Here is a 23,774-nt window from a genome sequence, read left to right as displayed (position 1 = left end):
TCCTAACGCAAAACCGAATTTAATAATTCTTTTGAATAGATCATGTTAACTACAAAATGTCGTCCCGCAGCTTGACTGCGGGATCTTAGGATACAACTGGTGATGCAAGATCCCGTGGTCAAGCCACGGGATGACACATTGTTACAAATTACCACAAAACCTAGTTGCCATTAATCTCTCATAGTATATAATTTAAAAAACTATAATTAATTTACTTATGCAGCATTTAAAGATCATTTTAGCATTTATTATATTTACCTGCTCACCTATTATATTTGCAGAAGAGTTAGATTCTATTACAACTACTGAAGATATTGAGAATGATATATTTAACCTTATTAATAATGATCCGCCGGTTTTAAATTCTAATCAAGCCATTAGTGATAGTACAGAATTCAAAAATTGTGATAATTGTGAGATTACTGCCTTAAATAAAACTACTGCTAAATCTGAAAAACTCACGTTTAAAGTTGGTGAAGAACAATATTTCGGTAATATAAAAATCAAAATACATAAATGTGTTAAAAATCTTGATCCGTATAACGAAGATAATTATATATTGATGACTATAACTGAATATATAATTGACGAAGACCCTAAATTACTTTTTCAAGGGTGGATGACCTCCGGCAGTATTTCACTTTCTACCTTCGAACATCCTATTTATGAAATTTTTGCTAAAGAATGTTTTTAAGTTAACATGATAAACTATTTTTTTATATTCTTAGTCCCTAGCCTTGGCATGGTTGCCGGCTTATCAGTCGCAGCTACTGTTACGGTGTTTTTACTCATATCATTACTACAAAATATTGCCGCATGGATACCTAATCGTCATTGCGAGGAGCAAAGCGACGTGGCAATCTCATTAAACATCCTGAGATTGCTTCGTCAATTATTTTGTAATTTCCTCGCAATGACGATAAAAACAGAACTACTATTCGCTGGTTGGTGCTTAATATCTTGTTTATTTGCAATCAAACCTATCAATAGCTTAATTAATTTTGTTCAAGTTTTTACAATCTTATTTCTTGGCTTTGTTGTTAGTAATTTCAAGCCATTTCAAAATCGTCCTAAACTTAAAAAAGCTTTAATATTTGGCACTCTTACAGGAATTTTACTATTCTTTGTCGAATATTTTTCTTATGGCTTTTTAACTAGAATATTTAAAGCAAATTTTAATCTTTATATGCTAGATCGTGGTTGTGCTTTACTTTCAATTACTGCGTGGGTAGTAATAGCTATTTTAATTTATGATAAAAAATATTGCCCTGCTCTAATATTATACATCTTAGTGCTTTATTTATTAAGCATTTCTGATAGTTTAGCAAGTTTCTTAGGCTTTAGTTTAGGCGGAATAGTGTTTATTTTAGCAAGGTTCATAAAACCGATATTTTCTAAATTGATAATATTCGGTTTAATAACCGGCTCGTTATTATTTCCGATCATAGCCGGACAAATTAATCCTAAGGGGTTATCAGATAAATATTTGACTACCCATCCATCAGCGGCTCATCGTTTATTTATTTGGCATTTCGTTGCAAATAAAATTGCTGAAAAACCGCTTATGATTAATGGCTTTAATTCTTCTAAATATACCCAAGTTAAAGACAGTGAAATGATTGATTATAAAGGTGAAAAATGGCATCCACTACCGCTTCATCCACATAATAACATATTACAAATTACCTTAGAACTAGGATTAATAGGATTAGCTTTATTCTTAAGCTTGGTTTACAAATATCTCAAACAAATTGGTAATATAGGAAATGATAATTTCAGGGCAAGCTCTTATGCATGTTTTATAAATTATTATATTATTGGCATGATTTCATATAATGTTTGGCAAATATGGTGGATAGCAAGCAGCATTTGGGTACTTATTTTGATGAAGTTATTAGTCAAACCCGATATTGTCATTGATAAATAATGTTATTTGGGATAGATTGATATAATCTACGTCATTGCGAGGAGATGCATAGCAGAGGGCGGAGGCAATCTCATAAAACACTCTGAGATTGCTTCGTCAAAACTTGTAGTTTTTCCTCGCAATGACGATAAAACAATAAAAAATATATGCTACAGAATTCAGAACTCTTACAAGAATATTTACCGATTGCTATATTTTTTGGTATTGCGACATTAGTATCTAGTTTAATAATGATTCTACCGAATCTATTAGCCACCAAAAAATATAATAAAGATAAATTAGAGCCTTACGAATGTGGATTTGAGCCTTTTGACGATGCTAGATCAAAGTTTGACATACGATTTTATTTAGTTGCTATTTTATTTATTATCTTTGACCTTGAAATCACATTTTTAGTTCCTTGGGCTATTAGCCTTGGAACAATAGGCAAAATAGGCTTTTTCTCGATGATGTTCTTCTTATTCGTACTTACTATAGGATTTGTATATGAATGGAAGAAAGGAGCTTTAGATTGGGAGTAAGAAATACGGGATGTCATCCTGCGGCGGTGTTGTTACGTGGATCATTTCCCCTTGTCACCCCGTGACTTGTTCACGGGGTCCAGTAAAAATACTAATAATATTAGTATTTTTTATTGTTTTCTGGATCCCGTGGTCAAGCCACGGGATGACATATAATTTAACTTTATGTAAGAACAAAAATGCATAATAATTTTTATCAAGAAGATGAATTGCTAAATAATGAGCTTTCAAATAGAGGGGTCTTATTAACCAAAGTCGATGATGTCATTGGCTGGGCAAGAAGCAATTCATTATGGCCTATGACTTTTGGGCTTGCTTGTTGTGCGGTTGAGATGATGCAGGCAGCGGCAAGTAGGTATGATATGGATCGCTTTGGCATGCTGTTTAGACCAAGCCCAAGACAATCCGATCTTATGATAGTTGCAGGGACACTTACCAACAAAATGGCACCGGCATTACGCAAAGTATACGACCAGATGGCTGAACCTAAATGGGTGCTTTCAATGGGTAGCTGTGCTAATGGCGGGGGATATTATCACTTCTCTTATTCAGTAGTACGAGGTTGTGACCGCATCGTACCGGTTGACGTATATGTCCCTGGCTGCCCCCCTACAGCGGAAGCTTTAATTTATGGGCTTATGCAATTACAAAAGAAAATCAAACGCACTACAGGTTTTAAATATGACGCTAGAAAAAATCATTGAGAAGCTTGCCGCTAAATCAAGTATATTGATAAGCCCCATCACGGTTAAGGAGAACCTAGCGTATAAAGTTGAGCCGAATTTTTTACTACCTTTCTTAAAAGCTTTAAAAGAATCAGAAGAGCTACGTTTTACTGTACTAACCGACTTATTCGGTAGCGATTTTCCTGAAAAAGCTAAACGGTTTGAAGTAGTATACAATTTACTAAGCTTAAAATTAAATAAGCGTCTTATCATTAAAACTTACGTATCCGAACATGAAAGCATACCATCAGCAATGAGTATATTTAACGCCACTTGTTGGTATGAGCGTGAAGTTTATGATATGTTCGGCATAAATTTTGATGGTAATGATGATAAAAGGCGAATACTCACCGATTATGAGTTTGAGGGGCATCCTTTACGTAAAGACTTTCCATTAACCGGCTATACGCAAGTTAAATATGATGAGCAGACGAAAAAAGTAGCATACGAACCGGTCAATTTAGATATAGAATATCGGGAGTTTGATTTTAGTTCACCTTGGCACAGCCCTACTTATACATTACCAGGGGATGAGAAGGCTAAATGATTAGAGCTTTTACTATTAAAGAAATGATTCCGTATATCGTAAAAGGTCGACGAAATAACTTAACTTTAGATAAAAATTTTTCATTAAAAATAGATACAGAATTTTTTAAAGCGTTTGTTGAAAAAGAAGTACCTTATATACATCTACGTACTATTAATGACCTTTCAAAACATATGGTAATTGATCCGGCAAATAAATCATTTATACGTTACAGCGAAGATATTGAGTCTAATTATAGGTGGCAAATAAATTATAATAAATTTTCTTTTTCATACCAACTTGTTTTAGCAAATAAACAAACTCAAGACTTATATAATACTTTTGCTTATTTTAATCCTTTTCAATTTGATTGTATAATAAACGATAATTTTGAAGTATTACCCTTAGGTTCTATTAATATAGAAGAAATATAAAATAGTGTCATTGCGAGGAGGGACATAGTCCCGACGCGGCAATCTAGGAAAAATTATGAAACAACTGGCTGTATATATTATTACTAACAAAGCATGAACGTAAATTGGAAAAATTTATATGATGAAATTATTTAACTGGATTGCCACGTCGCCTGTGGCTCCTCGCAATGACAAATAATATGACTAATAACACCAAAAGTATAACGTTAAATCTTGGTCCGCAACATCCGGCAACGCACGGCGTTTTAAGGCTAATTCTTGAAATGGATGGGGAAGTAGTAAATAATGCTGATCCTCACATTGGATTACTTCATCGTGGTACGGAAAAGCTGATTGAGCATAAAACATATTTGCAGGCTATTCCTTACTTTGATCGCCTTGATTATGTTTCGCCAATGTGCCAAGAACATGCTTTTGCTTTAGCTGCTGAGTCGCTATTAGAGTGCGAAATACCACGAAGAGCCCAGTTTATAAGGGTGCTATTTTCAGAACTAACGAGAATCCTGAATCACACCTTGAATATAGGCAGCCAAGCTTTAGATGTCGGAGCAACCACCCCTTTATTATGGCTATTTGAAGAGCGTGAGAAAATCATGGAGTTTTACGAACGTGTTTCCGGCTCTCGAATGCACTCAAACTATTTCAGACCAGGCGGTGTTGCTGAGGATTTACCAGATGGCTTACTTGAGGATATTGATAAATTCATCCAACAATTTCCACCTAAACTTCAAGATATCGAAAATCTGCTAAATGAAAATAGATTATGGAAGCAGCGTTTAGTAGATATTGGTGTTGTTTCCCAAAAAGAGGCAATGGACTGGGGGTTTTCAGGTCCGATGCTCAGAGGTTCAGGCATAGCTTGGGATTTGCGTAAGTCAAACCCTTATGACGTTTATGCAGAAATGGATTTTGAAGTACCGATCGGCAAAAATGGCGATTGTTATGACAGGTATTTAGTACGTATGCTTGAAATGTATGAATCTGTTAAGATAATCAAACAATGTATAGAAAAAATGCCGCAAGGTCCGGTTAAAACCGATGATCCAAAACTAACACCACCAACAAGGGCTAAAATGAAAGAATCCATGGAAGCGATGATTCATCACTTTAAGCTTTATACCGAGGGGTATGATGTTCCAGCTGGTGAAATTTACAAAGCAGTAGAAGCTCCTAAAGGTGAGTTTGGCGTGTATTTATACTCTACTGGTGGTAATAGACCTTATAGATGCCGAATTAAAGCCCCAGGGTTTGCTCACTTGCAAGGACTTGATTTTATGTCCAAAGGTCATTTAATGGCAGATGTTATTACTATTATAGCAACGCTTGATATAGTATTTGGTGAGATTGATAGGTAGACTAATGTCTTATGTCATTCCTACATTTTTTATGTCATTCCTGCGAAAGCAGGAATCCAGTAAAATATAACAAAAAAATAAAATGTACTGGGTATATATATTATGCTCTAATAGGAATGGTACTTTATATATTGGAGTTACCAATAATATAATACGTCGTTCTTATGAGCATAAACAAAAAATAATCAAAGGTTTTACAGCAAAATATAATATTATAAAGCTTGTTTATACTGAAGAATTTGCTGATATTAAAGAAGCTATTATTAGAGAAAAAGCATTAAAAAAGTGGAAACGTAGCTGGAAAATAGAATTGATAGAAAAAGTTAATCCTAAATGGAAAGATTTAATTGAATAAATATTCTTACTTTCTGATTTCAAGCTTTTGCATGGCTTTTATGTCATTCCTGCGAAAGCAGGAATCCAGCATAAAGCAAAATTATTAGAGCTTTTAATCTTAAAATTCAGAATATTTACACCTTTTAATTACTGGATTCCTGCTTTCGCAGGAATGACATAGAACATATGAATACAAAAATTACAAATTTTAGTTTTGATAAGAAAAATTTAAGTCTAGCGGAGGATATCATAAAAAAATATCCACCAGAGGGCAAAAGAAGTGCCATATTACCACTTCTTGATTTAGCTCAACGTCAAAATGGTGGTTGGTTGCCTGTTCCTGCTATTGAGTATGTGGCGAATATGCTAGAAATGCCGTATATGCGAGCTTATGAGGTGGCAACTTTTTACACTATGTTTAACCTCAAGCCTGTTGGTAAGAATCATATCCAAGTGTGCACTACTACCCCTTGTTGGCTACGTGGTAGCGATGATATAATGAAAACTTGCAAAGAAAAACTTGGTATAAAAGATGAAGAAGTTACAAAAGATCAAAAATTTAGCTTAATAGAAATCGAATGTTTAGGAGCATGCGTTAACGCTCCCGTAGTGCAAATTAATGACGATTATTATGAAGATTTGACGCCGGAAAAGATGGAAGCAATTATAGATAAGCTGCGAAATGACTAGAATATTATTATTACTTCTTACTTTCTATCGATATTTTATTTCCCCATTACTTGGTGGTAACAATTGCCGATTTTATCCTACCTGCTCCAAATATGCTAAAGAGGCACTAAACACACATGGAGGTATCAAAGGATTATGGCTTATTTTTAAAAGAATAATCAAATGCCAGCCACTTTGTGATGGCGGATATGATCCTGTTCCACTTACTAAATAAAAATGAATAATAAATTAATCCCTTTATCTCGAGAATTCTTTGCAAGAGATACTAATATAGTAAGTCAGGAGCTGCTGGGTAAAGTTTTATATTTTCAAGGCAAAACAGCTATTATTACTGAAACTGAAAGCTATATTGGACAAGACGATCCAGCTTGTCATGCTGCAAGAGGTCGTACAAAAAGAACTGATATAATGTTTGGTCCGGCTGGTTTTAGCTATGTTTATCTGATTTACGGCATGTATTATTGTCTAAACTTTGTAACCGAAACTGATGGCTTTCCTGCTGCTACCTTAATTCGAGGAGCATATATTATTTCTACTAAGGATTTATATACCGCAGATACTTCAAAAGTTGGAAGTCAAATAAGTGGTGAGACGGCTAGGCGTATATTAATACGTGAGCACAGGCGAATCCCGAAATTTGACGTACCAAATCTTGAAGTATCAAAGGTAGATGGACCAGGCAAGCTGTGTAAATATTTAGGAATTAACATCTCTCATAATAAAATTGACCTAATCAATAACAACGAATTTTTTGTTAGCGACATCAATTTAAAACTTCCCTATTCTACCACTACACGCATCGGCATAACTAAAGGCATAGATAAACTATGGCGTTATGTTGTCACCAATCCTATTGATTTAACAAAAATATCATTTTAGCTAAAAGCAGAAATTCGGAAGAAAATTATTGGAGCGGGTGAAGGGATTCGAACCCTCGACTTCGACCTTGGCAAGGTAGCACTCTACCCCTGAGCTACACCCGCTTAAATATGGAATAGTTAGCTGTGGGCATTTTAATATTTGAATTTAAGGGGATAAAATTCATTATTAATATTAAAACGCCCTTGTGCTTTTTATTTAAGCGACTTTGAATATAAGAAATAATAGAATAAATTGCAATAGTTAAATTAGAAAATTATTAATATATCGCATTTATTTTTAAAACGATTTCTTCCATAAATAGCCCCCCTTTGCATTAGCTGATAAAATTACTACTTTTCATTTATCCTTCTGAATCACCGATAATAGGTGTTATATCCTCCATACTATTTCCCCTAAAAGATACATAAGACTCAGAAACGTCTCCATTAGCTTTATCTTCACTTAAATTTTCTCCTATTAAAAGAGAGCCGTCTGTTGTACTAAAGGGACAAAAGTATTGGCTATTATTTCTACCTAATTCTATTTCTGATTCATGCGATATATACTTATTATCTGCATAACTTTTATACCACTTATAACCGGCATAACCAATTGCACTTATAACTCCTAAAACTGCCGATCCACCTGCAATGTACACACCTAGTGAATAACCATCATTATTGTTTTCCTGATCCTCTTGCTGCTCTGTGGTTGAATTTAACAATGTAGTTACTGTAGTATTTACTATTTCAGATACAGTACTATTTGTTGCTTGAGTTATATCATTCAATATTTTAAATACCCTACAATCCCCAAGTTGGAAAAATTGTTGAATAAATTGTTCATCATTATTTGGGTATATTAGTTCCTGTGTATCGTTTTTATTGTTTATAAAATTCAAAATATCTTCTCTAGTATAATTTTTAACCTCCTCAAAAGTGCGTTGTTGAAAAATATTTAGTGCTTTATGTAGATTTTGTATACATACTTGAGATTTTTTATTATCATACAAATAAAATGTACCGTTTAACTCATGTTGCGTATAGTTATGAGCTGCTTCATTATTTTGTAATGCAGTTACGACATTATCTTTTATTTCAAAAATTCCCTTAAACTCTTTCCCTACATATTGTATGCCCAATTGGCATGTATTACCTAATGATTCAAAAAATTTTCGAGCTTGTGTAACACATAATTTAGGAGTAATATAACTATCATTAGATATAACATATTTTTCACTTCCTAGAAAAAAATTGGTAAAATTATCGAACATATTAGGATTTTCTTTAACCCTAGAAATAGGTTGTAGACTTAATTGAAATTGTTTAGACATAACACTCTCCATATATTAAGTTGATTATGAAAAGGTATAATATAAATATTTATTAACTATTTTTAGCGGTTAATAATTGTTATTGTTTAATAAAATTGCTTTTTAATTGATATAATAGCTCTAAAGCTTCTTTAGGCGATAACTTATCTGGGTCGATGGTTTTAAATTTTTCCTCCAATTTACTGTTTTGTAGTTTAGGGGACTCAATAGCGAATAGACTCAAATTATTTGACTCCGTTGATAAAATATTCTTTCCCTTACCTGCCGCATTTTTCTCAAATTTAAGCAGAATCTGCTCGGCTCTATTGATAACGCTTGCAGGTAGTCCCGCTAAGGCTGCAACATGAATGCCATACGATCTATCAGCTGCACCTGCTATAATATTATGCAAAAACAAAATATCTTTGCCTGACTCCTCAATAGCAATAGTGTAATTTTGCATAGCTGGCAGAAAATTATCCATAATAGTTAGCTCATGATAATGCGTAGCAAACAAACAGCGACATTTCAGTTTGTCATGGATGTATTCAAGCACCGACCAAGCAATAGATACTCCATCATAAGTCGAAGTACCTCTGCCGACCTCATCTAATATAATTAGGGAGTTTTTAGTAGATTGTGCAAGGATCGCTGACGTCTCTAGCATCTCTGCCATGAAAGTCGATTGTCCTTTAATCAGGTCGTCAGCTGCCCCAATTCTGCTAAATATCTTATCTACCATCCCTATTCTAGCACTTTTAGCAGGTACGAATGAACCTATTTGAGCAATAATTGCGATAATGGCATTTTGCCGCAGGAAAGTACTTTTACCTGCCATATTAGGACCAGTAATTAGCCAAATACGCTCCGCTTCCGATAAATGACAATCATTATGCACAAAGCTTTTTCTCTCTTTATTCAAAGCTTCTTCGACTACCGGATGCCGCCCTTTAACGATGTCAAAGCTTAAATCATCGGTAAATTCAGGTCTAGTATAATCATTTTCGCTTGCAATATAAGCAAAGTTACAAAATACATCAATACCGCTTAGAGAACTGGCAAGAATCCGTAAATAATCGGATTGCTTCGTTACTCGCTTGCATATATCTTCGTATAACTCTTTTTCCAAACTTACTACCAAAGTTTTAGCATTAACTAAATCGCTTTCTAGTTTTTGTAACTCAGCCGTAGTATAACGCACGCTATTAACAGTCGTTTGACGATGAATAAATTTAGGATCATTAATCTTATTAGCATTTTTAGCGGTAATATCGATAAACAGCCCTATCACATTATTATGAGATATTTTTAAACTATCTATCCCTGTTTCTTTTTTATACTGATCTTTTAGTTTCTCAATATGTAATTTGCCGTTATTAATCAGATCATGCAACTGTAATACTTTCGGATGGTATGAGTGTTTTATAACACCACCATCATTTAAATTATTTGGGGCATCTTCACATATGCTTTCTTCTATTAAATTATATAGCTCATCATTTCTTATTAATGGTTTAACTATTTTTTCAATGAAGCTTGGTAGCTCAAAACCATAATTATCAAAGAATATTTCTTTGATAGAGTTAGCCGTCTCTAACGTATATTTGATACTAAGCAAATCACGCCCCGAACCTCTATTCATAGTAATACGGGTTAAACAACGCTCTATATCGCTGGTTTTCTTAAGTAGCTCACGAACTTTTGCGGTTATATCTAGATTAGAATGGAAAAACTCCGTTATATTTAAACGCTGATTTATTTTATGAGTATCAGTTAAAGGGCTTGATAGGAAATTATATAACAACCGCCCACCTTGCTTAGTAACAGTGTGGTTAAGAGTACTTAGCAAGCTTCCTTTATTTCCCCCGCATGAATTTGTGACTATCTCAAGATTACGCCTTGTCGAAAAATCAATCGTCATATAGCTATGAAAATCGATAATCTTCGGCTTTGGTAAATTTGGGATATTTTCTTTTTGCGTTAGGGTAAGATATTCCAAAATACTACCTATGGCACAAATTTGACTATTAGATATTTCTCCTACCCCTTTAATATCTTTCATCTTATAAAAATCTAGAATAATCTTTTCACATTTATTCACTGCAAAAAAACTATCGACCTGATAAGTAATGCGGAAATTTAGTTGCTTGGAAATATTACTTGCAAGGTCGGAAGATCTTAAATGTTCACTAAGTAGAATTTCACGAGGCTTAAGGCGAGCAAGTTCATTAAGAATTTCAAGCTCAGGGACGTTAACTACAAAAATCGTGGAAGTAGAAAGGTCAGCATAGCAAAGTGCTGCCGTATCTTTGTTTTTCGGCACAACAAGACTTGCTAGATAATTCGGCTCAACAGTGGTAATTAGGTTTTCCTCAATCACTGTGCCAGGCGTTATAATCCGGGTAACATTTCTGTTAACTACTGCTTTATAACCGCCTCTATTTTTTGCCTCTTCAGGGGTTTCAAGCTGATCACAAATAGCAACTTTATAATTTTCTTCGATTAATTTAGTTAGGTAATTTTCAAGAGCATGGTAAGGTACGCCGCACATCGGCACTTCTTCATCGCCGTTTTTACCTCTTTTAGTTAAAGCAATACCGAGTACGCCGCTAGCAAGCACGGCATCCTCATAAAACATTTCATAAAAATCACCCATTCTAAAAAGCAATAAGCAATCTAGGTGAGCAAATTTAATATCTAAATATTGCTGCATCATTTTAGTAGCAGCATCATAACCATATTTATGCTTAAACTCTTGAAAATTCATACCAAGTAAAATTATTTATATACTGGCTTATGACTATATAAGAATGTGCTAATGAATTAAATATATATTTTTTATTATCAGATTTTTAGATAATCATTGCCGTGTTTCTCAACATATTCTTTATATTTACCTTTAAAATCGATAATATTTCTTTTATGAGAAAGAGCGATGATTCTAGTTGCTAAACTTGCGAAATCACGATCGTGAGTCACTAATATTACTGTACCCTCAAAATCGACCAAGGCTTTTTTAAGTGCTTCTCGTGATTCTAAATCAAGATGGTTTGTTGGCTCGTCAAGAACTAAAATATTGCTTTTTTCTAGTATCATTTTAGCAAGTAATAATCTTGCCCCCTCTCCACCGCTTAAATTTAGGATATTTTTATTTACTTCATCGCTACGAAATAATACCTGCCCCAATATATTTCTTACGGTGTTTTCTGTTTCTTTTTCAGCATAATTTTTAAGCCAGTCAAGAATGCTAATATTTTCATTAAGCAATTCATGATGATCTTGAGCAAAATAGGATATTTGTGCTTCATATCCCCATTCATAACTACCCTGATCAGCTTCTATTTTATTCATCAAAATTTTTAATAAAGTAGATTTGCCGATACCATTTGCACCGATAATGATAATTTTCTCGCCTCGTGATACGCTAAAACCGACTTTATTTAATATTTGTTTATCCTCAAAACTCTTAGTTATCTGATCAATTTTTAATACTAACTTTCCTGAAGGTCTTAGCTGCAAAAATCTAAATAACGGACTAATTCGTGAAGTTTTTTGCAAATCCGGCACTTGTATTTTTTCTAACTGCTTTTCTCGCGAGCTACTTTGCCTTGCTCTTGTACCTGCTCTAAATTTATCCACCCAAGCTTGCATATTTTCTATTTTTTTCTCTAAAAAATTTCGCTCGCTTAATTTCTGTTCGGCTATTATTGCTTTTTCTTGAGTAAAATTATCATAATTACCCGTATATGATTTTATTTCTCCATAATCTATATCTAAAATATCCGTTGCAACGTTATTTAAAAAAACTAAATCGTGGGAAATGAAAATTAATATTCCTTTAAAAGAATTTTTTAAATAATTCTCAAGCCAATAAATTGAAACAATATCCAAATGGTTTGTTGGCTCATCTAATAATAAAATATCAGGATTATTAAATAGACTTTGGGCAAGTAAAACCCGCAATTTATAACCCCCCGATAATATAGAAAGAGGCTCATAATGATATTTTTCATTTATCCCAAGCCCTGTAAGCAAACTACTTGCAAAAACTTCAGCACTATACCCATCATTATCAAATATTATTTGTTCAAGTTCACCAAGCTTATAGCCATCTTCATCACTACATTCTTGCCTATTCAATATTTCTTCTTTTTCTTGCAAGGCTTGCCATAATTCTTTATTGCCAGCTATTACCGTATCTATAATTTTGGTATTTTCAAAAAGAAATTGATCTTGTTTTAAACAACCTACTTTAGAATTTTTAGGTATATTAACCTCGCCGAATGCCGGTTCTTCTTCACTCATTAAAACCTTAAAAAAGGTTGTTTTACCCGCTCCGTTGGCACCTACCAAACCATATCTTTTATTATCTTTGATGTGTAAATTCACATCTGTAAATAATATTTTTGCACCATAACTCATGGCTAAATCATTAATAATAATCATGTTTTATATTCTAAAAAAATCCTTTATTTCGATTGCTTTCAAAAAATCTATATCGTGTGAAATAACTAGCATCACACCTGGATATGATTTTAAGATTTGTATTATATGCTCCTTTGTCTCTAAATCAAGGTTGTTAGTGATTTCATCAAGTACTAAAAGCTTTGGTAAGCTAGCTGCAATTTTAGCTAGGCTTAATCTAGCTTTTTCTCCACCTGAAAGCTGACTTACTTTATTATTCACTTCTTCGTTTTTCCTAAATAAAAAATCGTTCAAGAAAGATTTTAATTAACTACTCTAATTTCTAGTTGACTATTACCATAAAATATGGTAATTTAATTTTTGTTAATAAGTTGTTATTTGAAATATTAAAAATAGGTAACAAGTGATGAAACATATTTTTTTATTAGTCATATTAATATCAATTCAAATTAAAGCATCTCCACACACCGAAAACCCAACTATAGAAAGTAATAACCTCAATGATTTTGTATTTGATGATAATGATTTTTTATGGGACGACACTGATCTTATAGATGATAGTATATTTGATGATTTAGTTTTACACTCTTTATCATATTATCCTTCCTCTCAAAATATTAGAAGAAAGCTCCAATACCCGAAATGAAGCAGATAATTTACTTAAGCAAGATATACCAGATAATAATTCCGCCACAGCCTTAAATGCTCAAGAATTAGAGTCAAATTATAACGAAATAATTGAATTGACCCAGCATAATTTTGATGCAAATAATAGTTTAAACGAAAATATAGATAATTTAGCTAAAAATGAAGTAGCTGATAATCATAATCTAACTGATGAAAGCAAAATAAATAGTACTACTGAAAAAGACTTTGAAAATTCTGAAAATAATTTAGTACATTATGCTAACAATAGCTTAACATCAACGAAAGATTCTACAACCACAGAATTTGCACCACGTAGAGTGGTTAATAATACCGATATTTTAATATCTAATATTGATAATAGATTAAATTCATTAACAAGAAGTTTTGCAGCATTAGCCGCAGGAGATGAAGAACAAATTTATGGATTTTATATTAATCCATTTATAGGCAAAGCAACTCAAAAAGAAACAAAAGAAATAAGTAGATATCATAGTACAAGTAAAGGCACAATAATAGGGCATGATGCACACTTAAACGATTCTTTGCAACTTGGAGCAAATTTTACTAGAGTAGAAACAAAATTTAATTTTCCAAGATATAAAACTACAGTTAGAAGTAATTACTACTCATTGTATGGACTATATACACCTTCAAACCAAAACATCTTTACAAGTATAATTGGAATATATGGAATTAGTGATATAATTAACTTTAATCAAATAAAAAATACTCACAAAGCCTATACTAGTACTATACAAGTAATGCTTGGCTCTAACTATAAGTTATTTAGTACTACGCATATTAAGCCTATGTTAGGACTTAAATATAGCAAAATTAGAGAAGCATCATATTTAGAAGATAATTTATCAATAGCAAGTGTTAAAGAGCGGACGATTGAAGGTATCTTAGGGGTAAAATTAGCAAATTCAAATACACTAAAATCAGTAATTATTACTCCTGAAATATATGCTTTTGCCCATAAAAATATTAAGTCAAAAATACCGAGTGCTCAAACAAATATTATAGATAATAGAATATTACCTATATATATCAGGAAATTACCTTTAAGTTTTAGTTATGGGGCAAAATTAAGTCTTAAAACAAAATCAATTGAGATAGGAATAAATTATAATGGAACTAAAGCAAATAAATTTATATCGCATTTAGGAAGTATAAACTTCAAAATTAATTTATAACTGCTATGAAAAAATGATAACTGGACAGCCTATATTTTAATTCATTCTTAGCTAAAAGTAGTATTGCGGCATGATTTCTATACCATTCCCGCAGAATTTGGGAGACAAATGAGTCATGCAACAATACCACAATAGGGTGACGGATCTACAACTTTAAAAAATAATTTCATTATTCCATAATTTTTCTAAAAATTGTTGCAGAGGTATTATATCTATTTCGTGCGTACCCCAAGTTATTTTTCTTAGCCTTTCTTCTAAGCATATTATGTAACCTTTATTAACTTGATGCTCTTCCATAAAAGATTTAATACCTCGAAGCTCACTATTATGTACATTTTCTGAGATTTTTACTTCAATCGGTAAAACTTTACCACGAACTGTGCTAATTATAAAATCAACCTCTAGACCTGTTTTAGTACGCCAATAATTTATACGATAATCAATATCATTTAAACCTATATAAGCTTTTAACTCGGTAAATATATAATGTTCTAAGGCTTTTCCTGCTTCTTGCCCTTTTGTATTATTAAATTGATGCTGGGTAATATTATTTGCAACCCCAACATCAAAAAAATAAAATTTTGGCACAGATGATATAATTTCTCTGCTAACTTTTTTGCTATATGGATAAAGCAAATATCCCACTAAAGTATCAACAAGTATTTGATAATATTCCTTAACTGTTTTTGCATCTATGCTACAATCACGTGCTATATTAGAATAGTTTAATAACTCACCATGAGAAAAAGCAATACTATCCATAAATCTACCGAAAGCTGCTATGTTTCGTACTAACCCTTCGACTCTGATTTCATTTGTTAAATAATCTTCTACATATGCTTTTAACAATTTACGAGGGTTATTACTGATAAAATGTGATGGAATTAAGCCATTATTGAATATCTTGAGTAAATTAAAATCTTTTTTTATCTCTGGATATACTAATGGATAAAAATTATATTTTATCGCTCTGCCTCCCAATAAATTTGTACCGGCAATTCTTAATTTTCTTGTACTTGAACCACATAAAATAAAATAACAATCCGTATTCTCTATAAGCCAATGTATTTCATCAAGCAATACAGGTACTTTTTGGATTTCATCTATTATAATAGGTAAAGTGAGTTTATCTTTTTCAAGTCCTAAAATTTCTTCTCGAAAATCTGAAGGCTTTTTTAAATATTTCAGCTGTAAATCTGTTTTTAATAAATCGTAATATATAGAGTTTGGATATAATTCTTTTAGATAAGTAGATTTGCCTGTTTTTCTTGCTCCCCATAAAAAAGCTGTCTGTTTTTTATCCAAGCTTAATTTTAAACATCTATTATACATTTTTCCTTACTATTTAGGAATACATTCCTAAATAGTATCACTTTTTAGGAATTAAGTCCATATTTTAAATTCCATAATATTACTTTTTAAAACCAATATTATAATCTTTGTAAAAGCTAAAATGCAACTTTTCTTTCAAGCTTTATTAAATTATGTGTTACTCAAAAGCAACTTATCAATCAATTGATTTTCTAAATTGAATTTATATTTTTGATACATTTTAAATTTATTATATTACTTATATATTAACTTTTCTTGTTATATTTTTTAAAAAACAAATTATTATAAAGGAATTAATATGTATCATATTGAAGAGGGAATTGAATTAATTTCTCAAAAATTTCTTGCTTTATGGAAATATGAATTGTTCCCTATTGCTAATAACCAGATCACAGTAAGTAATATCTGTATTTTCATACTACTTTTACTATTTGGTATTAAATATTCAGAACGCTTATCTAAATCTGTTAATAACTTTGTAAGTCATAGATTTAATGGTAACAACACTAGCACAAGTATTATAAGTAAACTAATTACATATTCTATACGTATTTTATACATAATTATTGCTATGTCTCTAGCTAATATCCCTATGGGAAGCTTAGCCATTTTAGGCGGAGCATTAGCATTCGGTTTAGGATTCGGTACGCAAACATTAATTACTAATTTTATTAGTGGAATTATTATAATGATCGAGCAACCGATTAAAGAAGGGGATATAATTGAAATAAAAGGTGTAATCGGAAAAGTAAAAACAATAGGTATTAGATGTATTATTTTACAAACTACTACTAATCATTCTATCCTTATTCCTAGTAGTGAAGTTATTTTAAATAATGTAACAAATTGGACCCTAGACAATAATATAGTAAAATATCAGGTAGAAATAACATTTCCGAGTAGCGAAACTAAACTAAATCCTGAAAGTTTGATGGATAAACTTAAAACATCAGTGAGCAAATTAGATTTTATAATTCCTAATGAAGAAGCGAATGTATTTTTAACAAAAGTAGATAATAACGGCTTAACTTTTTATATTAGATTCAATATTGATATTAAGAAAAACTCTGATTTTGAATATATTAAAAATAATTTAAATATTGCTTTATATTCACAACTTAAAAATTATAATATTGTTTTAAATCACTTAGATTGTGCAAAAATATAATAGACAAGTAGTCATCTGTTATTTAAAAGGTTAAATATTAAGGCATATAGTAAATTAAACAAACCCGTTAATTTGATGCTCCCATAGCTCCTTAAATTTACCTTTTTCCTTGGAAAGCAGTTCAGTAAAAGTACCGCTTTCAATGATATTACCTTTATCCATAACGATAATTCTATCCATGTGTTTGATGGTGGATAGTCGGTGAGCTATAGCAAGTATAGTTACGTTCTCAATATCAAGCATTGCGTTAATAGATTTCTGTATTTCCTGCTCGGTATGGCTATCAAGGCTTGAGGTCGCTTCATCTAAAATTAAGATCGGAGCATTTTTAAGAATAGCCCTAGCAATCGCTATACGTTGCCTTTGCCCACCGCTTAACTTTACGCCTCTTTCACCGACTATCGTATTATATTTTTCTGGTAAATTTTCAATAAATTCATGAATATTTGCAGCTTTTGCAGCATTTTCTATCTCATGAGGCAATGCATTTTCTTTGGCATATCCGATATTCTCACCTATAGAGCGATGGAAAAGCATAATATCTTGCGGAATTAACGATATTTGTGATCGCAAACTATCAGATGAGGTATTATAAATACTTTGATTATCGATTATAATGTCTCCGCTTGAAACTTTAAAATTTTTCAATAACAACGCAATTAAAGTAGATTTACCACCGCCTGAATGCCCAACGATACCAACTTTCTCGCCGGCTTTAATATGCAAATTAAGGTTTTTAAATACATTACTATTATCTTTGTAAGAAAAAGATACATCTTTAAATATAATTTCCCCTTTAGATATTTTTAGTTCAGCGGCATTTTCTTTATCTATCATATTTTGCGGTATTTGCATAATTGTAAAAGCAGAGCGAAAAGAAGCTATTACCTCTAAAAAGTCTTTAACTGCCATAGTAGCTTGCCAAGAACTTTCAGCAAATAAAAAAGTTAGAGACATGATAAAAGCAATATCACCGATGCTAATTTCGCCTAGATTTCGCAAGTGAATTACATATATAAATATTCCTATTAAATATACCCAATATACTAAAGACAATATTATAGAAATAATTAGGTCGTATTTATAATATTTAATTGCTAAAGGATTATGCACATTATTGTAACGATCATCAATTTTATTTAATTCTCGCTGTGTTGTGGCAAATGAAAAAATAGTAAAGATGTTTGATATGCAATCAGATACTATACCAAATAGATCATACCAAGCATTTTGTCTTGCTTGTTCCATTTTAGCAATCTTAGTAAAAAAATGTAATGCAAGTGGTAGATAAACAGCTATGAAAAGGACAATAAAAACAAATATTTTGATATTGATATAGGCGAGTGTAATACCGGAAAATAATGTACTAGATAGAGATATGCTTAATTTTCCCTCAATAGGTTGATGCAGCCTATAGTAATTATCACCTATACCACGTATTTTTCCAGCTATAGAACCTGAAAGATTATCCTGAAAATAACTATACGGTAAATTAAAACAATGATTACATATTTTATTCATTATATTCTGAAAAACATAAGGTAGCGTTTTAAGCTGGGCAAAATTATGAGCTCGCCAAGCTCCATCAAGGATGGCTTGTGCTGCTATAAAAACCATTATTGGCTTATAACTTTGAGCAAACGTAATTTTCTCGTTTTGCGTAAATAAATCTAATACCAGCTTTACGGCATAATTATATATAATAGGATAAACACCACTTGCAATCGGTGCAATCATCATAACAAAATAGAAATATTTATATGGCTTTATAATCGATCATAAAAAAGGGATGGGTTTAGGTGAGTGGTTCATAAAAAAATTGAAAAACTTGAAGAAATATTATATTTTACAATCTTTAATTCTACAATATTATTATGAATTTTATTTAGGTTCTTATATCTTTAAAAAGTGCTGAGGGAGCATTTTTAATAAACTCTTTAACTAGTTGTGATTTATATAATAAGCCTGTTTTTTGCTTTATACTATTTAAATGATGTTCTACAGTTCTAGGAGATAAATTTAAAATACTTCCTATTTCTTTCATACTATTTCCTAAAGATAAATAATATATACACTCCGTTTCTCTATAAGATAATTTGTTATATTTTCCTGTTTTTACTTCAGCATTCAATGAAAATTGTTTTGATTGCTGCAAAATTAATTCTTTTTGATCTAATATATTAAAATTAAGTTTCTGTTTAAAATAAGCTAGTTTTGTCTTATCAGTAGTATCTATAAGATCTTTTGCTTTAACATCAAAATAATCTATACCATATTCTAGTAATTGAGTATTATTTAAGTAAAAATTCATAGCTTGAATAGCACTACCTTCCATACTAAACATATAACATTCTATAAATTCTGAGTTAATTAGCTTATATATACCGAGCATATTTTTCCAAATATTGAAATCATACATAAGATTCATAATTGGATCTTTTCTTTTATCGTAATGTTCTACTTCAGTTGGAAAAAATACATAGTTATATTTCGTATTAATTGTTTTATTAATTACTGTAGTAGCCGAAAATCCTTGATTTTTTATTATAGAAAAATAGGCTTGTATAAACTCAGTTGTAATATTTGATATAAGCGGTAAATAAGAACCATCCTTAAAAATTTTTATATATCCAAAAAAGGGAACTCCAAGGCTTATTAAATGATCATATATAGTTTTTAATCTCTTTTGAGTAGATAAGTAATATTGATAAGCAAGAGCATTGGTTTCAGTTAAATTAAGCATATCAAGCAATCAATAAAGTGTCCTATACTAAAAATAAATATGAAATAAATAATATCAATTATAAATTTAAAAACCATCCGTAATTTTTACTGATATCTTTTTAACATATAATTCAACTATTGTTAATAAAGTTAAATGAAAAAATAATTATTATTTTTATTTTTTAGTTAATAATACATTATGTCTTAAAGTAATTTATGCTCTTACTGAGAGACACCAAACAAAAATAAGGAAAATACTTTAATGAACATGGTCAAAGCAAAAATAAAAATTTTAAAAATTGATGATATGAACTTAAAAAATATATCTGAGCAGATAGACAAAACACAGCAACTAAATGATATATTAAATAAATTGGATAAAGAAGAAAATTTTGATGATGAAATATGGAGGAATTTTCCTTTTAGAAAGGCAAATTAACTTTACTAGTTAAATTTATCGGGATATTTAATAGATCATTCAATAACTAGTTCATAAGCTTTTTTAGCTAGTTCCAAAAATAATCTATTTTCTATCCCATCTTCGAGATTCCAGCAAATAGCTAAAATAAGCTGGACGAAATACCAATTTCTAACTTCTTGTAAATTAAACCCAAAATAATTGGCTACAAATTCAGTATCTTTCTCTATATCTATAATAAATGCCCATACTTCGTTTATAGGATATCCAATCACTCCTTTGGGATCAATTACCACCCACTGCTTTCCATTTTGCAATATATTTTCGTGATGTAAATCGCCATGAAGTAAAATTTGAGATTCGGTACGCTCAAGTAGTTTATCTCTCAATGTTCTTGCTTTTTGTAAATAGGTATATTGCTAATAAATGAAGAGTTGGAAAAATAAAGAAATAAATTAAATTCGTATTGCTTCAGGGTTTGAAAAAACAATAATTATGTTGCCTGGTAATATAACTATTTTACCCGATAATCCTTACGGCTATAAAGTATTTGCTTCAGGTATATTTCATATTCCTACCAAAGGACCTATTAGTACTATTTGGAAAAAAATTATTCCGAATAGTACTTGCATTCTTGAACAAATAGATTTTAATGATAGCAACGGTAACGAAAATTCCATTATAATTAATAATAAAAAAAGGTGGGGTATTTTTTAGATAAAAAATACGGCATTACTAACTAAGTATAGAGAAGTATAGAAGGAAGTGTTAAAGTTAAAGAAAAAGGGTTTTAAAATGGAAGGAAGATGTAAGAGCTGCGGGTGAAGTGAGTAAAGGACGAGATATTAGTTCATATTTACCTATGGCTTTAAGGCTCGAGGAGAATTATGAGATAGATATTTCATGCAGCGATCATTACGATGTTTATGGAGCATATAAGATAGCAAAACGGCATTATTTTACTAAAAAAGAAACTGCTTTAGTAGAGTCATTTAACTCTCTAATACGGAATTATCTTGCTAGATTCAATCGTAAAACTAAGCGATACAGTAAGGCTATTGATATGATCTATAACTCTATTCTTCTACTTTTTAATAAAAATTTATTACTATCAGTCGTTACTTAGCAATACCATTTTTCAAGCCAAGCTTTTCCTTGCTCTTTATATTTACTAATTATATTATTTTTAAATCTATCCATACTAATATTATATTATGAAATTTTTTGAAAACCAAAATAATAATAAACCTAAATTATTTATCTTTTATTTAGGAGGAAAAATCGATAAGTGTAATATAGAAATTCATGATGTAATATTTGTTGTAGGACAAACTGACATTGAAATAGCAAATAAAATTAAAGAAAAATGGATTGGTAATATTAAATCTTTACATATAGATTCTTGGTTTATGATAGAGAATGTTGATGGATTTGAGATAGAAGTTAATCAAGGCAAACTAAAATCAACATCTAATAATTTATTTTTTGTTAATTTAGGCTATTACTTACAAGGCATCTTTGGCGAAAGTCATTTTATGACTCTAACAGTGGCAAAATCTAGAGCAGAGGCAATAAAAATAGCAAGAAATAAGCTTTTTGCTAATCACCAAATGCTACATACAGATAATATTTATGATATTGATGAATGCATAAGAATAGAACAAATAGAGAATTATCATATATCATTAAAATATACTGGTACTGCAAAACTAAATGCTATAAGTAATGGATATCAAAAATTAAGTTATTAATCATAATTTTTATTTAAAATAAAATCTTTTAATTTAGCCGTATTTTTAGGATCGATTTCAAAGTCAGGAATATAAGGTATATTGTCGCCTCGATTGCGATTTCTGTAAACCTTAATAGGAAAAGAAAAAATACCTAGCTTACTTGGTAGCTCAACCGTTCTTAATTCCATATATAGCCGGTCGGCTTTTGTAGTTTTTCCTATAAGAATTATATTTTGAGTCATTATTTTTAACTCATCGATAAAATCAAGTGTGCTACTTACATTTTTCTCATCAATAATTACAATAATTTTTGCTTTAACCGGATTTAGTAAAGAAGTATACATCTAATAAATGAAGAGTTTGTAGACGAAGTTTAATTTGGAAAAGAGCATGGAGGCTGTAAGACGAGGAGCGGAGCGTACATTTAGTACGTGAGCATCCGAGGGTTACAAAGACGACATAGCCAATTTTTCAAATTAAACGAGTATATTTAAGGGTAAAGATTTATCAAATAGTAACTCTCTATAATAAGGTTGCTTTTCTTGTAAATTTTTCTCTAAACCCTCAATAATATTTTTAAGATAAGGGTTTGGATATTGTTTATATAAATTTTTAACATGGTTTAAATTATTAAGGCTTACCCGCCAATCTACATAAACATTTTTATAAGCTAGATTTCTTTGTTGTGTAGCATAATTTTTCCCAAATAATTTATCAATAAGCTTGCTATAGCAAAAAGCAATGAGGTTCAGACATTAAATTTGCGAGCGAGATTGCGGAGCGTATATTTAAAAATACGTGAGCACAATTGAGACTCACTAAATTTGATGTATCAACCTTATTGCTTGAAGCTATACCATAGTCAGAATTTCCTCCCTGATTACCTCTTAAATCAAAAACTATTATATTCTTTTTTCTAAAGTTTTTAATTACAGCTAGAAGTGAATTAAATTCTTGTTGTTGCGATTCAGTTAAATCAAAGTTAGGTAAATCTATCCAAACAATATTTTTAAGAAAATACTTAATTTGAAATGGTTTAAAATTATAAGGTTTTTGGCATTTCATTATACCAATTAACGCTTAAATGAGTATCATTAAAAGTGCTGATAAAAGCTTCTGTAATTTGCTTAGGGTTTTGAGATGTTTTATAAAAAGCTTTGTTTGCTTTTAGATAATTATGTTTAAGGTTTTCCTTAAATGTAGGGTCTTCTTTATTAAAAATACCAGGATGATTTTCTTGAATTTCGTTATAAATATATTTAAGATCGCTGTTTCTGTGATTACCATTTTGACAGCTAGTTAAAAAAATAATACTAAAAAATATATAAAGAAAAATCATATCTTATGTATATACTCAGATAGAACCCCTCAAAATTGGCTCCGTCGTCTTATAAGATCGCAGGTAGCCACGTATTAAGTATACGCTTCGCTCCGAGGGCTTTA

General features: G+C 31.0%; 28 protein-coding genes, 1 tRNA gene and 1 pseudogene. 18 read left to right on the top strand and 12 right to left on the bottom strand.

Features of this window, described 5'->3' with window-relative positions:
* Window positions 1-217: 217 nt before the first annotated feature.
* From RBE_RS02060 to RBE_RS02010, 11 genes are all read left to right on the top strand, one after another.
* Window positions 218-694 carry a DUF2155 domain-containing protein gene (locus RBE_RS02060; protein WP_011477090.1) on the top strand — a complete coding sequence of 159 codons (477 nt, stop codon included), beginning with the start codon at window positions 218-220 and terminating at the stop codon, window positions 692-694.
* 6 nt (window positions 695-700) lie between these two features.
* Window positions 701-1,927, top strand: coding sequence for an O-antigen ligase family protein (locus RBE_RS02055; protein WP_011477089.1), 1,227 nt, complete (start codon window positions 701-703; stop codon window positions 1,925-1,927).
* A 146-nt stretch (window positions 1,928-2,073) separates the two neighbouring features.
* On the top strand, window positions 2,074-2,448 hold the full coding sequence (locus RBE_RS02050) for an NADH-quinone oxidoreductase subunit A (protein WP_011477088.1): 375 nt from the start codon (window positions 2,074-2,076) through the stop codon (window positions 2,446-2,448).
* Between the two features lie 179 nt (window positions 2,449-2,627).
* Window positions 2,628-3,152 carry a NuoB/complex I 20 kDa subunit family protein gene (locus tag RBE_RS02045; protein ID WP_011477087.1) on the top strand — a complete coding sequence of 175 codons (525 nt, stop codon included), beginning with the start codon at window positions 2,628-2,630 and terminating at the stop codon, window positions 3,150-3,152.
* Window positions 3,130-3,720: an NADH-quinone oxidoreductase subunit C gene (locus tag RBE_RS02040; RefSeq protein WP_011477086.1), complete on the top strand. Its 591-nt coding sequence runs from the start codon at window positions 3,130-3,132 to the stop codon at window positions 3,718-3,720. Before RBE_RS02045 ends, RBE_RS02040 begins: the two co-directional genes overlap by 23 nt.
* Window positions 3,717-4,133 (top strand): hypothetical protein, encoded by a 417-nt coding sequence (locus RBE_RS02035; protein ID WP_011477085.1) that lies wholly within the window; start codon window positions 3,717-3,719, stop codon window positions 4,131-4,133. Before RBE_RS02040 ends, RBE_RS02035 begins: the two co-directional genes overlap by 4 nt.
* A gap of 179 nt (window positions 4,134-4,312) precedes the next feature.
* A complete protein-coding gene (nuoD, locus tag RBE_RS02030) occupies window positions 4,313-5,488 on the top strand; it encodes an NADH dehydrogenase (quinone) subunit D (RefSeq protein ID WP_012152063.1) in 1,176 nt (391 codons plus the stop codon).
* Window positions 5,489-5,570: 82 nt separating this feature from the next.
* Complete coding sequence (locus RBE_RS02025) at window positions 5,571-5,843, top strand: GIY-YIG nuclease family protein (protein WP_011477083.1); 273 nt, start codon at window positions 5,571-5,573, stop codon at window positions 5,841-5,843.
* A 167-nt stretch (window positions 5,844-6,010) separates the two neighbouring features.
* Entirely contained in the window at window positions 6,011-6,514 is a 504-nt protein-coding gene (gene nuoE, locus RBE_RS02020; protein ID WP_011477082.1) for an NADH-quinone oxidoreductase subunit NuoE, read from the top strand.
* Window positions 6,507-6,728: a membrane protein insertion efficiency factor YidD gene (gene yidD / locus RBE_RS02015; protein WP_011477081.1), complete on the top strand. Its 222-nt coding sequence runs from the start codon at window positions 6,507-6,509 to the stop codon at window positions 6,726-6,728. Before nuoE ends, yidD begins: the two co-directional genes overlap by 8 nt.
* A 2-nt stretch (window positions 6,729-6,730) precedes the next feature.
* Window positions 6,731-7,393: a DNA-3-methyladenine glycosylase gene (locus RBE_RS02010; RefSeq protein ID WP_011477080.1), complete on the top strand. Its 663-nt coding sequence runs from the start codon at window positions 6,731-6,733 to the stop codon at window positions 7,391-7,393.
* Window positions 7,394-7,422: 29 nt separating this feature from the next.
* On the opposite strand, the gene RBE_RS02005 is transcribed toward RBE_RS02010, so the two are convergent.
* The 5 genes from RBE_RS02005 to RBE_RS01985 form a co-directional block, all read right to left on the bottom strand.
* Window positions 7,423-7,497, bottom strand: a tRNA-Gly gene (locus RBE_RS02005).
* A gap of 239 nt (window positions 7,498-7,736) precedes the next feature.
* On the bottom strand, window positions 7,737-8,708 hold the full coding sequence (locus RBE_RS02000; protein ID WP_012152066.1) for a hypothetical protein: 972 nt from the start codon (window positions 8,706-8,708) through the stop codon (window positions 7,737-7,739).
* A 79-nt stretch (window positions 8,709-8,787) separates the two neighbouring features.
* Window positions 8,788-11,454: a DNA mismatch repair protein MutS gene (gene mutS / locus RBE_RS01995; RefSeq protein WP_011477078.1), complete on the bottom strand. Its 2,667-nt coding sequence runs from the start codon at window positions 11,452-11,454 to the stop codon at window positions 8,788-8,790.
* A gap of 77 nt (window positions 11,455-11,531) precedes the next feature.
* Entirely contained in the window at window positions 11,532-13,133 is a 1,602-nt protein-coding gene (locus tag RBE_RS01990) for an ABC-F family ATP-binding cassette domain-containing protein (RefSeq protein ID WP_011477077.1), read from the bottom strand.
* A 3-nt stretch (window positions 13,134-13,136) separates the two neighbouring features.
* Window positions 13,137-13,373, bottom strand: coding sequence for an ATP-binding cassette domain-containing protein (locus RBE_RS01985; RefSeq protein WP_143549758.1), 237 nt, complete (start codon window positions 13,371-13,373; stop codon window positions 13,137-13,139).
* A gap of 145 nt (window positions 13,374-13,518) precedes the next feature.
* Between RBE_RS01985 and RBE_RS01980 the strand changes: the two genes are divergently transcribed.
* Entirely contained in the window at window positions 13,519-13,758 is a 240-nt protein-coding gene (locus RBE_RS01980; protein ID WP_041804622.1) for a hypothetical protein, read from the top strand.
* Window positions 13,759-13,855: 97 nt separating this feature from the next.
* The gene (locus RBE_RS01975) at window positions 13,856-14,956 is read left to right on the top strand and encodes an autotransporter outer membrane beta-barrel domain-containing protein (RefSeq protein WP_011477074.1); all 1,101 of its coding nucleotides are present in this window, start codon (window positions 13,856-13,858) and stop codon (window positions 14,954-14,956) included.
* Between the two features lie 153 nt (window positions 14,957-15,109).
* Here RBE_RS01975 and RBE_RS01970 read toward each other — a convergent pair whose 3' ends face one another.
* The gene (locus RBE_RS01970; protein WP_011477073.1) at window positions 15,110-16,288 is read right to left on the bottom strand and encodes an ATP-binding protein; all 1,179 of its coding nucleotides are present in this window, start codon (window positions 16,286-16,288) and stop codon (window positions 15,110-15,112) included.
* A gap of 298 nt (window positions 16,289-16,586) precedes the next feature.
* Between RBE_RS01970 and RBE_RS01965 the strand changes: the two genes are divergently transcribed.
* A complete protein-coding gene (locus RBE_RS01965; protein WP_011477072.1) occupies window positions 16,587-17,456 on the top strand; it encodes a mechanosensitive ion channel family protein in 870 nt (289 codons plus the stop codon).
* Window positions 17,457-17,510: 54 nt separating this feature from the next.
* On the opposite strand, the gene RBE_RS01960 is transcribed toward RBE_RS01965, so the two are convergent.
* Together RBE_RS01960 and RBE_RS01955 are read right to left on the bottom strand one after the other, a co-directional pair.
* The gene (locus RBE_RS01960; protein ID WP_011477071.1) at window positions 17,511-19,196 is read right to left on the bottom strand and encodes an ABC transporter ATP-binding protein; all 1,686 of its coding nucleotides are present in this window, start codon (window positions 19,194-19,196) and stop codon (window positions 17,511-17,513) included.
* 145 nt (window positions 19,197-19,341) lie between these two features.
* Complete coding sequence (locus tag RBE_RS01955; protein ID WP_011477070.1) at window positions 19,342-20,199, bottom strand: helix-turn-helix transcriptional regulator; 858 nt, start codon at window positions 20,197-20,199, stop codon at window positions 19,342-19,344.
* Between the two features lie 249 nt (window positions 20,200-20,448).
* Here RBE_RS01955 and RBE_RS08835 point away from each other — a divergent pair, with 249 nt between their 5' ends.
* Window positions 20,449-20,619: a hypothetical protein gene (locus RBE_RS08835; protein ID WP_187145748.1), complete on the top strand. Its 171-nt coding sequence runs from the start codon at window positions 20,449-20,451 to the stop codon at window positions 20,617-20,619.
* 35 nt (window positions 20,620-20,654) lie between these two features.
* Here the strand turns inward: RBE_RS08835 and RBE_RS01950 are convergent.
* Window positions 20,655-20,993 (bottom strand): annotated as a pseudogene (locus tag RBE_RS01950) (aminoglycoside phosphotransferase family protein); the annotation flags it as partial.
* Window positions 20,994-21,093: 100 nt separating this feature from the next.
* Here RBE_RS01950 and RBE_RS01945 point away from each other — a divergent pair.
* From RBE_RS01945 to RBE_RS01935, 3 genes are all read left to right on the top strand, one after another.
* Window positions 21,094-21,315: a hypothetical protein gene (locus tag RBE_RS01945; RefSeq protein ID WP_012152075.1), complete on the top strand. Its 222-nt coding sequence runs from the start codon at window positions 21,094-21,096 to the stop codon at window positions 21,313-21,315.
* 109 nt (window positions 21,316-21,424) lie between these two features.
* Window positions 21,425-21,724, top strand: coding sequence for an IS1 family transposase (locus RBE_RS01940; RefSeq protein WP_011477068.1), 300 nt, complete (start codon window positions 21,425-21,427; stop codon window positions 21,722-21,724).
* 88 nt (window positions 21,725-21,812) lie between these two features.
* Entirely contained in the window at window positions 21,813-22,349 is a 537-nt protein-coding gene (locus RBE_RS01935; RefSeq protein ID WP_011477067.1) for a DUF1543 domain-containing protein, read from the top strand.
* Here RBE_RS01935 and RBE_RS01930 read toward each other — a convergent pair.
* From RBE_RS01930 to RBE_RS01920, 3 genes are all read right to left on the bottom strand, one after another.
* A complete protein-coding gene (locus RBE_RS01930; RefSeq protein ID WP_011477066.1) occupies window positions 22,346-22,675 on the bottom strand; it encodes a hypothetical protein in 330 nt (109 codons plus the stop codon). The two genes, RBE_RS01935 and RBE_RS01930, sit on opposite strands and share 4 nt — an antisense overlap.
* Before the next feature lie 382 nt (window positions 22,676-23,057).
* Window positions 23,058-23,396 (bottom strand): S41 family peptidase, encoded by a 339-nt coding sequence (locus RBE_RS01925; protein WP_011477065.1) that lies wholly within the window; start codon window positions 23,394-23,396, stop codon window positions 23,058-23,060.
* Entirely contained in the window at window positions 23,374-23,670 is a 297-nt protein-coding gene (locus tag RBE_RS01920) for a hypothetical protein (RefSeq protein ID WP_011477064.1), read from the bottom strand. The genes RBE_RS01925 and RBE_RS01920 overlap by 23 nt, the downstream gene beginning before the upstream one ends.
* Window positions 23,671-23,774: the final 104 nt, after the last annotated feature.

Origin of the sequence: Rickettsia bellii RML369-C (genome assembly GCF_000012385.1) — a bacterium.
GTDB lineage: Bacteria > Pseudomonadota > Alphaproteobacteria > Rickettsiales > Rickettsiaceae > Rickettsia > Rickettsia bellii.
Note: the sequence above shows the minus strand (reverse complement) of the source record. Positions and strands in the feature narration are given on the sequence as shown.

What these genes read in the sequence shown, in the direction of transcription:
- nuoE (WP_011477082.1), top strand. Translation starts at nt 6,011, where the DNA reads ATGAATACAAAAATTACAAATTTTAGTTTTGATAAGAAAAATTTAAGT.
- RBE_RS02010 (WP_011477080.1), top strand. Translation starts at nt 6,731, where the DNA reads ATGAATAATAAATTAATCCCTTTATCTCGAGAATTCTTTGCAAGAGAT.
- RBE_RS01970 (WP_011477073.1), bottom strand. Translation starts at nt 16,288, where the DNA reads ATGTATAATAGATGTTTAAAATTAAGCTTGGATAAAAAACAGACAGCT.
- RBE_RS02055 (WP_011477089.1), top strand. Translation starts at nt 701, where the DNA reads ATGATAAACTATTTTTTTATATTCTTAGTCCCTAGCCTTGGCATGGTT.
- mutS (WP_011477078.1), bottom strand. Translation starts at nt 11,454, where the DNA reads ATGAATTTTCAAGAGTTTAAGCATAAATATGGTTATGATGCTGCTACT.
- RBE_RS02040 (WP_011477086.1), top strand. Translation starts at nt 3,130, where the DNA reads ATGACGCTAGAAAAAATCATTGAGAAGCTTGCCGCTAAATCAAGTATA.
- RBE_RS08835 (WP_187145748.1), top strand. Translation starts at nt 20,449, where the DNA reads ATGGTCAAAGCAAAAATAAAAATTTTAAAAATTGATGATATGAACTTA.
- RBE_RS02060 (WP_011477090.1), top strand. Translation starts at nt 218, where the DNA reads ATGCAGCATTTAAAGATCATTTTAGCATTTATTATATTTACCTGCTCA.
- RBE_RS02050 (WP_011477088.1), top strand. Translation starts at nt 2,074, where the DNA reads ATGCTACAGAATTCAGAACTCTTACAAGAATATTTACCGATTGCTATA.
- nuoD (WP_012152063.1), top strand. Translation starts at nt 4,313, where the DNA reads ATGACTAATAACACCAAAAGTATAACGTTAAATCTTGGTCCGCAACAT.
- RBE_RS02035 (WP_011477085.1), top strand. Translation starts at nt 3,717, where the DNA reads ATGATTAGAGCTTTTACTATTAAAGAAATGATTCCGTATATCGTAAAA.
- RBE_RS01960 (WP_011477071.1), bottom strand. Translation starts at nt 19,196, where the DNA reads ATGATGATTGCACCGATTGCAAGTGGTGTTTATCCTATTATATATAAT.
- RBE_RS02025 (WP_011477083.1), top strand. Translation starts at nt 5,571, where the DNA reads ATGTACTGGGTATATATATTATGCTCTAATAGGAATGGTACTTTATAT.
- RBE_RS02000 (WP_012152066.1), bottom strand. Translation starts at nt 8,708, where the DNA reads ATGTCTAAACAATTTCAATTAAGTCTACAACCTATTTCTAGGGTTAAA.
- RBE_RS01955 (WP_011477070.1), bottom strand. Translation starts at nt 20,199, where the DNA reads ATGCTTAATTTAACTGAAACCAATGCTCTTGCTTATCAATATTACTTA.
- RBE_RS01990 (WP_011477077.1), bottom strand. Translation starts at nt 13,133, where the DNA reads ATGATTATTATTAATGATTTAGCCATGAGTTATGGTGCAAAAATATTA.
- RBE_RS01920 (WP_011477064.1), bottom strand. Translation starts at nt 23,670, where the DNA reads ATGATTTTTCTTTATATATTTTTTAGTATTATTTTTTTAACTAGCTGT.
- yidD (WP_011477081.1), top strand. Translation starts at nt 6,507, where the DNA reads ATGACTAGAATATTATTATTACTTCTTACTTTCTATCGATATTTTATT.
- RBE_RS01980 (WP_041804622.1), top strand. Translation starts at nt 13,519, where the DNA reads ATGAAACATATTTTTTTATTAGTCATATTAATATCAATTCAAATTAAA.
- RBE_RS01945 (WP_012152075.1), top strand. Translation starts at nt 21,094, where the DNA reads ATGTTGCCTGGTAATATAACTATTTTACCCGATAATCCTTACGGCTAT.
- RBE_RS01935 (WP_011477067.1), top strand. Translation starts at nt 21,813, where the DNA reads ATGAAATTTTTTGAAAACCAAAATAATAATAAACCTAAATTATTTATC.
- RBE_RS02045 (WP_011477087.1), top strand. Translation starts at nt 2,628, where the DNA reads ATGCATAATAATTTTTATCAAGAAGATGAATTGCTAAATAATGAGCTT.
- RBE_RS01925 (WP_011477065.1), bottom strand. Translation starts at nt 23,396, where the DNA reads ATGAAATGCCAAAAACCTTATAATTTTAAACCATTTCAAATTAAGTAT.
- RBE_RS01930 (WP_011477066.1), bottom strand. Translation starts at nt 22,675, where the DNA reads ATGTATACTTCTTTACTAAATCCGGTTAAAGCAAAAATTATTGTAATT.
- RBE_RS01965 (WP_011477072.1), top strand. Translation starts at nt 16,587, where the DNA reads ATGTATCATATTGAAGAGGGAATTGAATTAATTTCTCAAAAATTTCTT.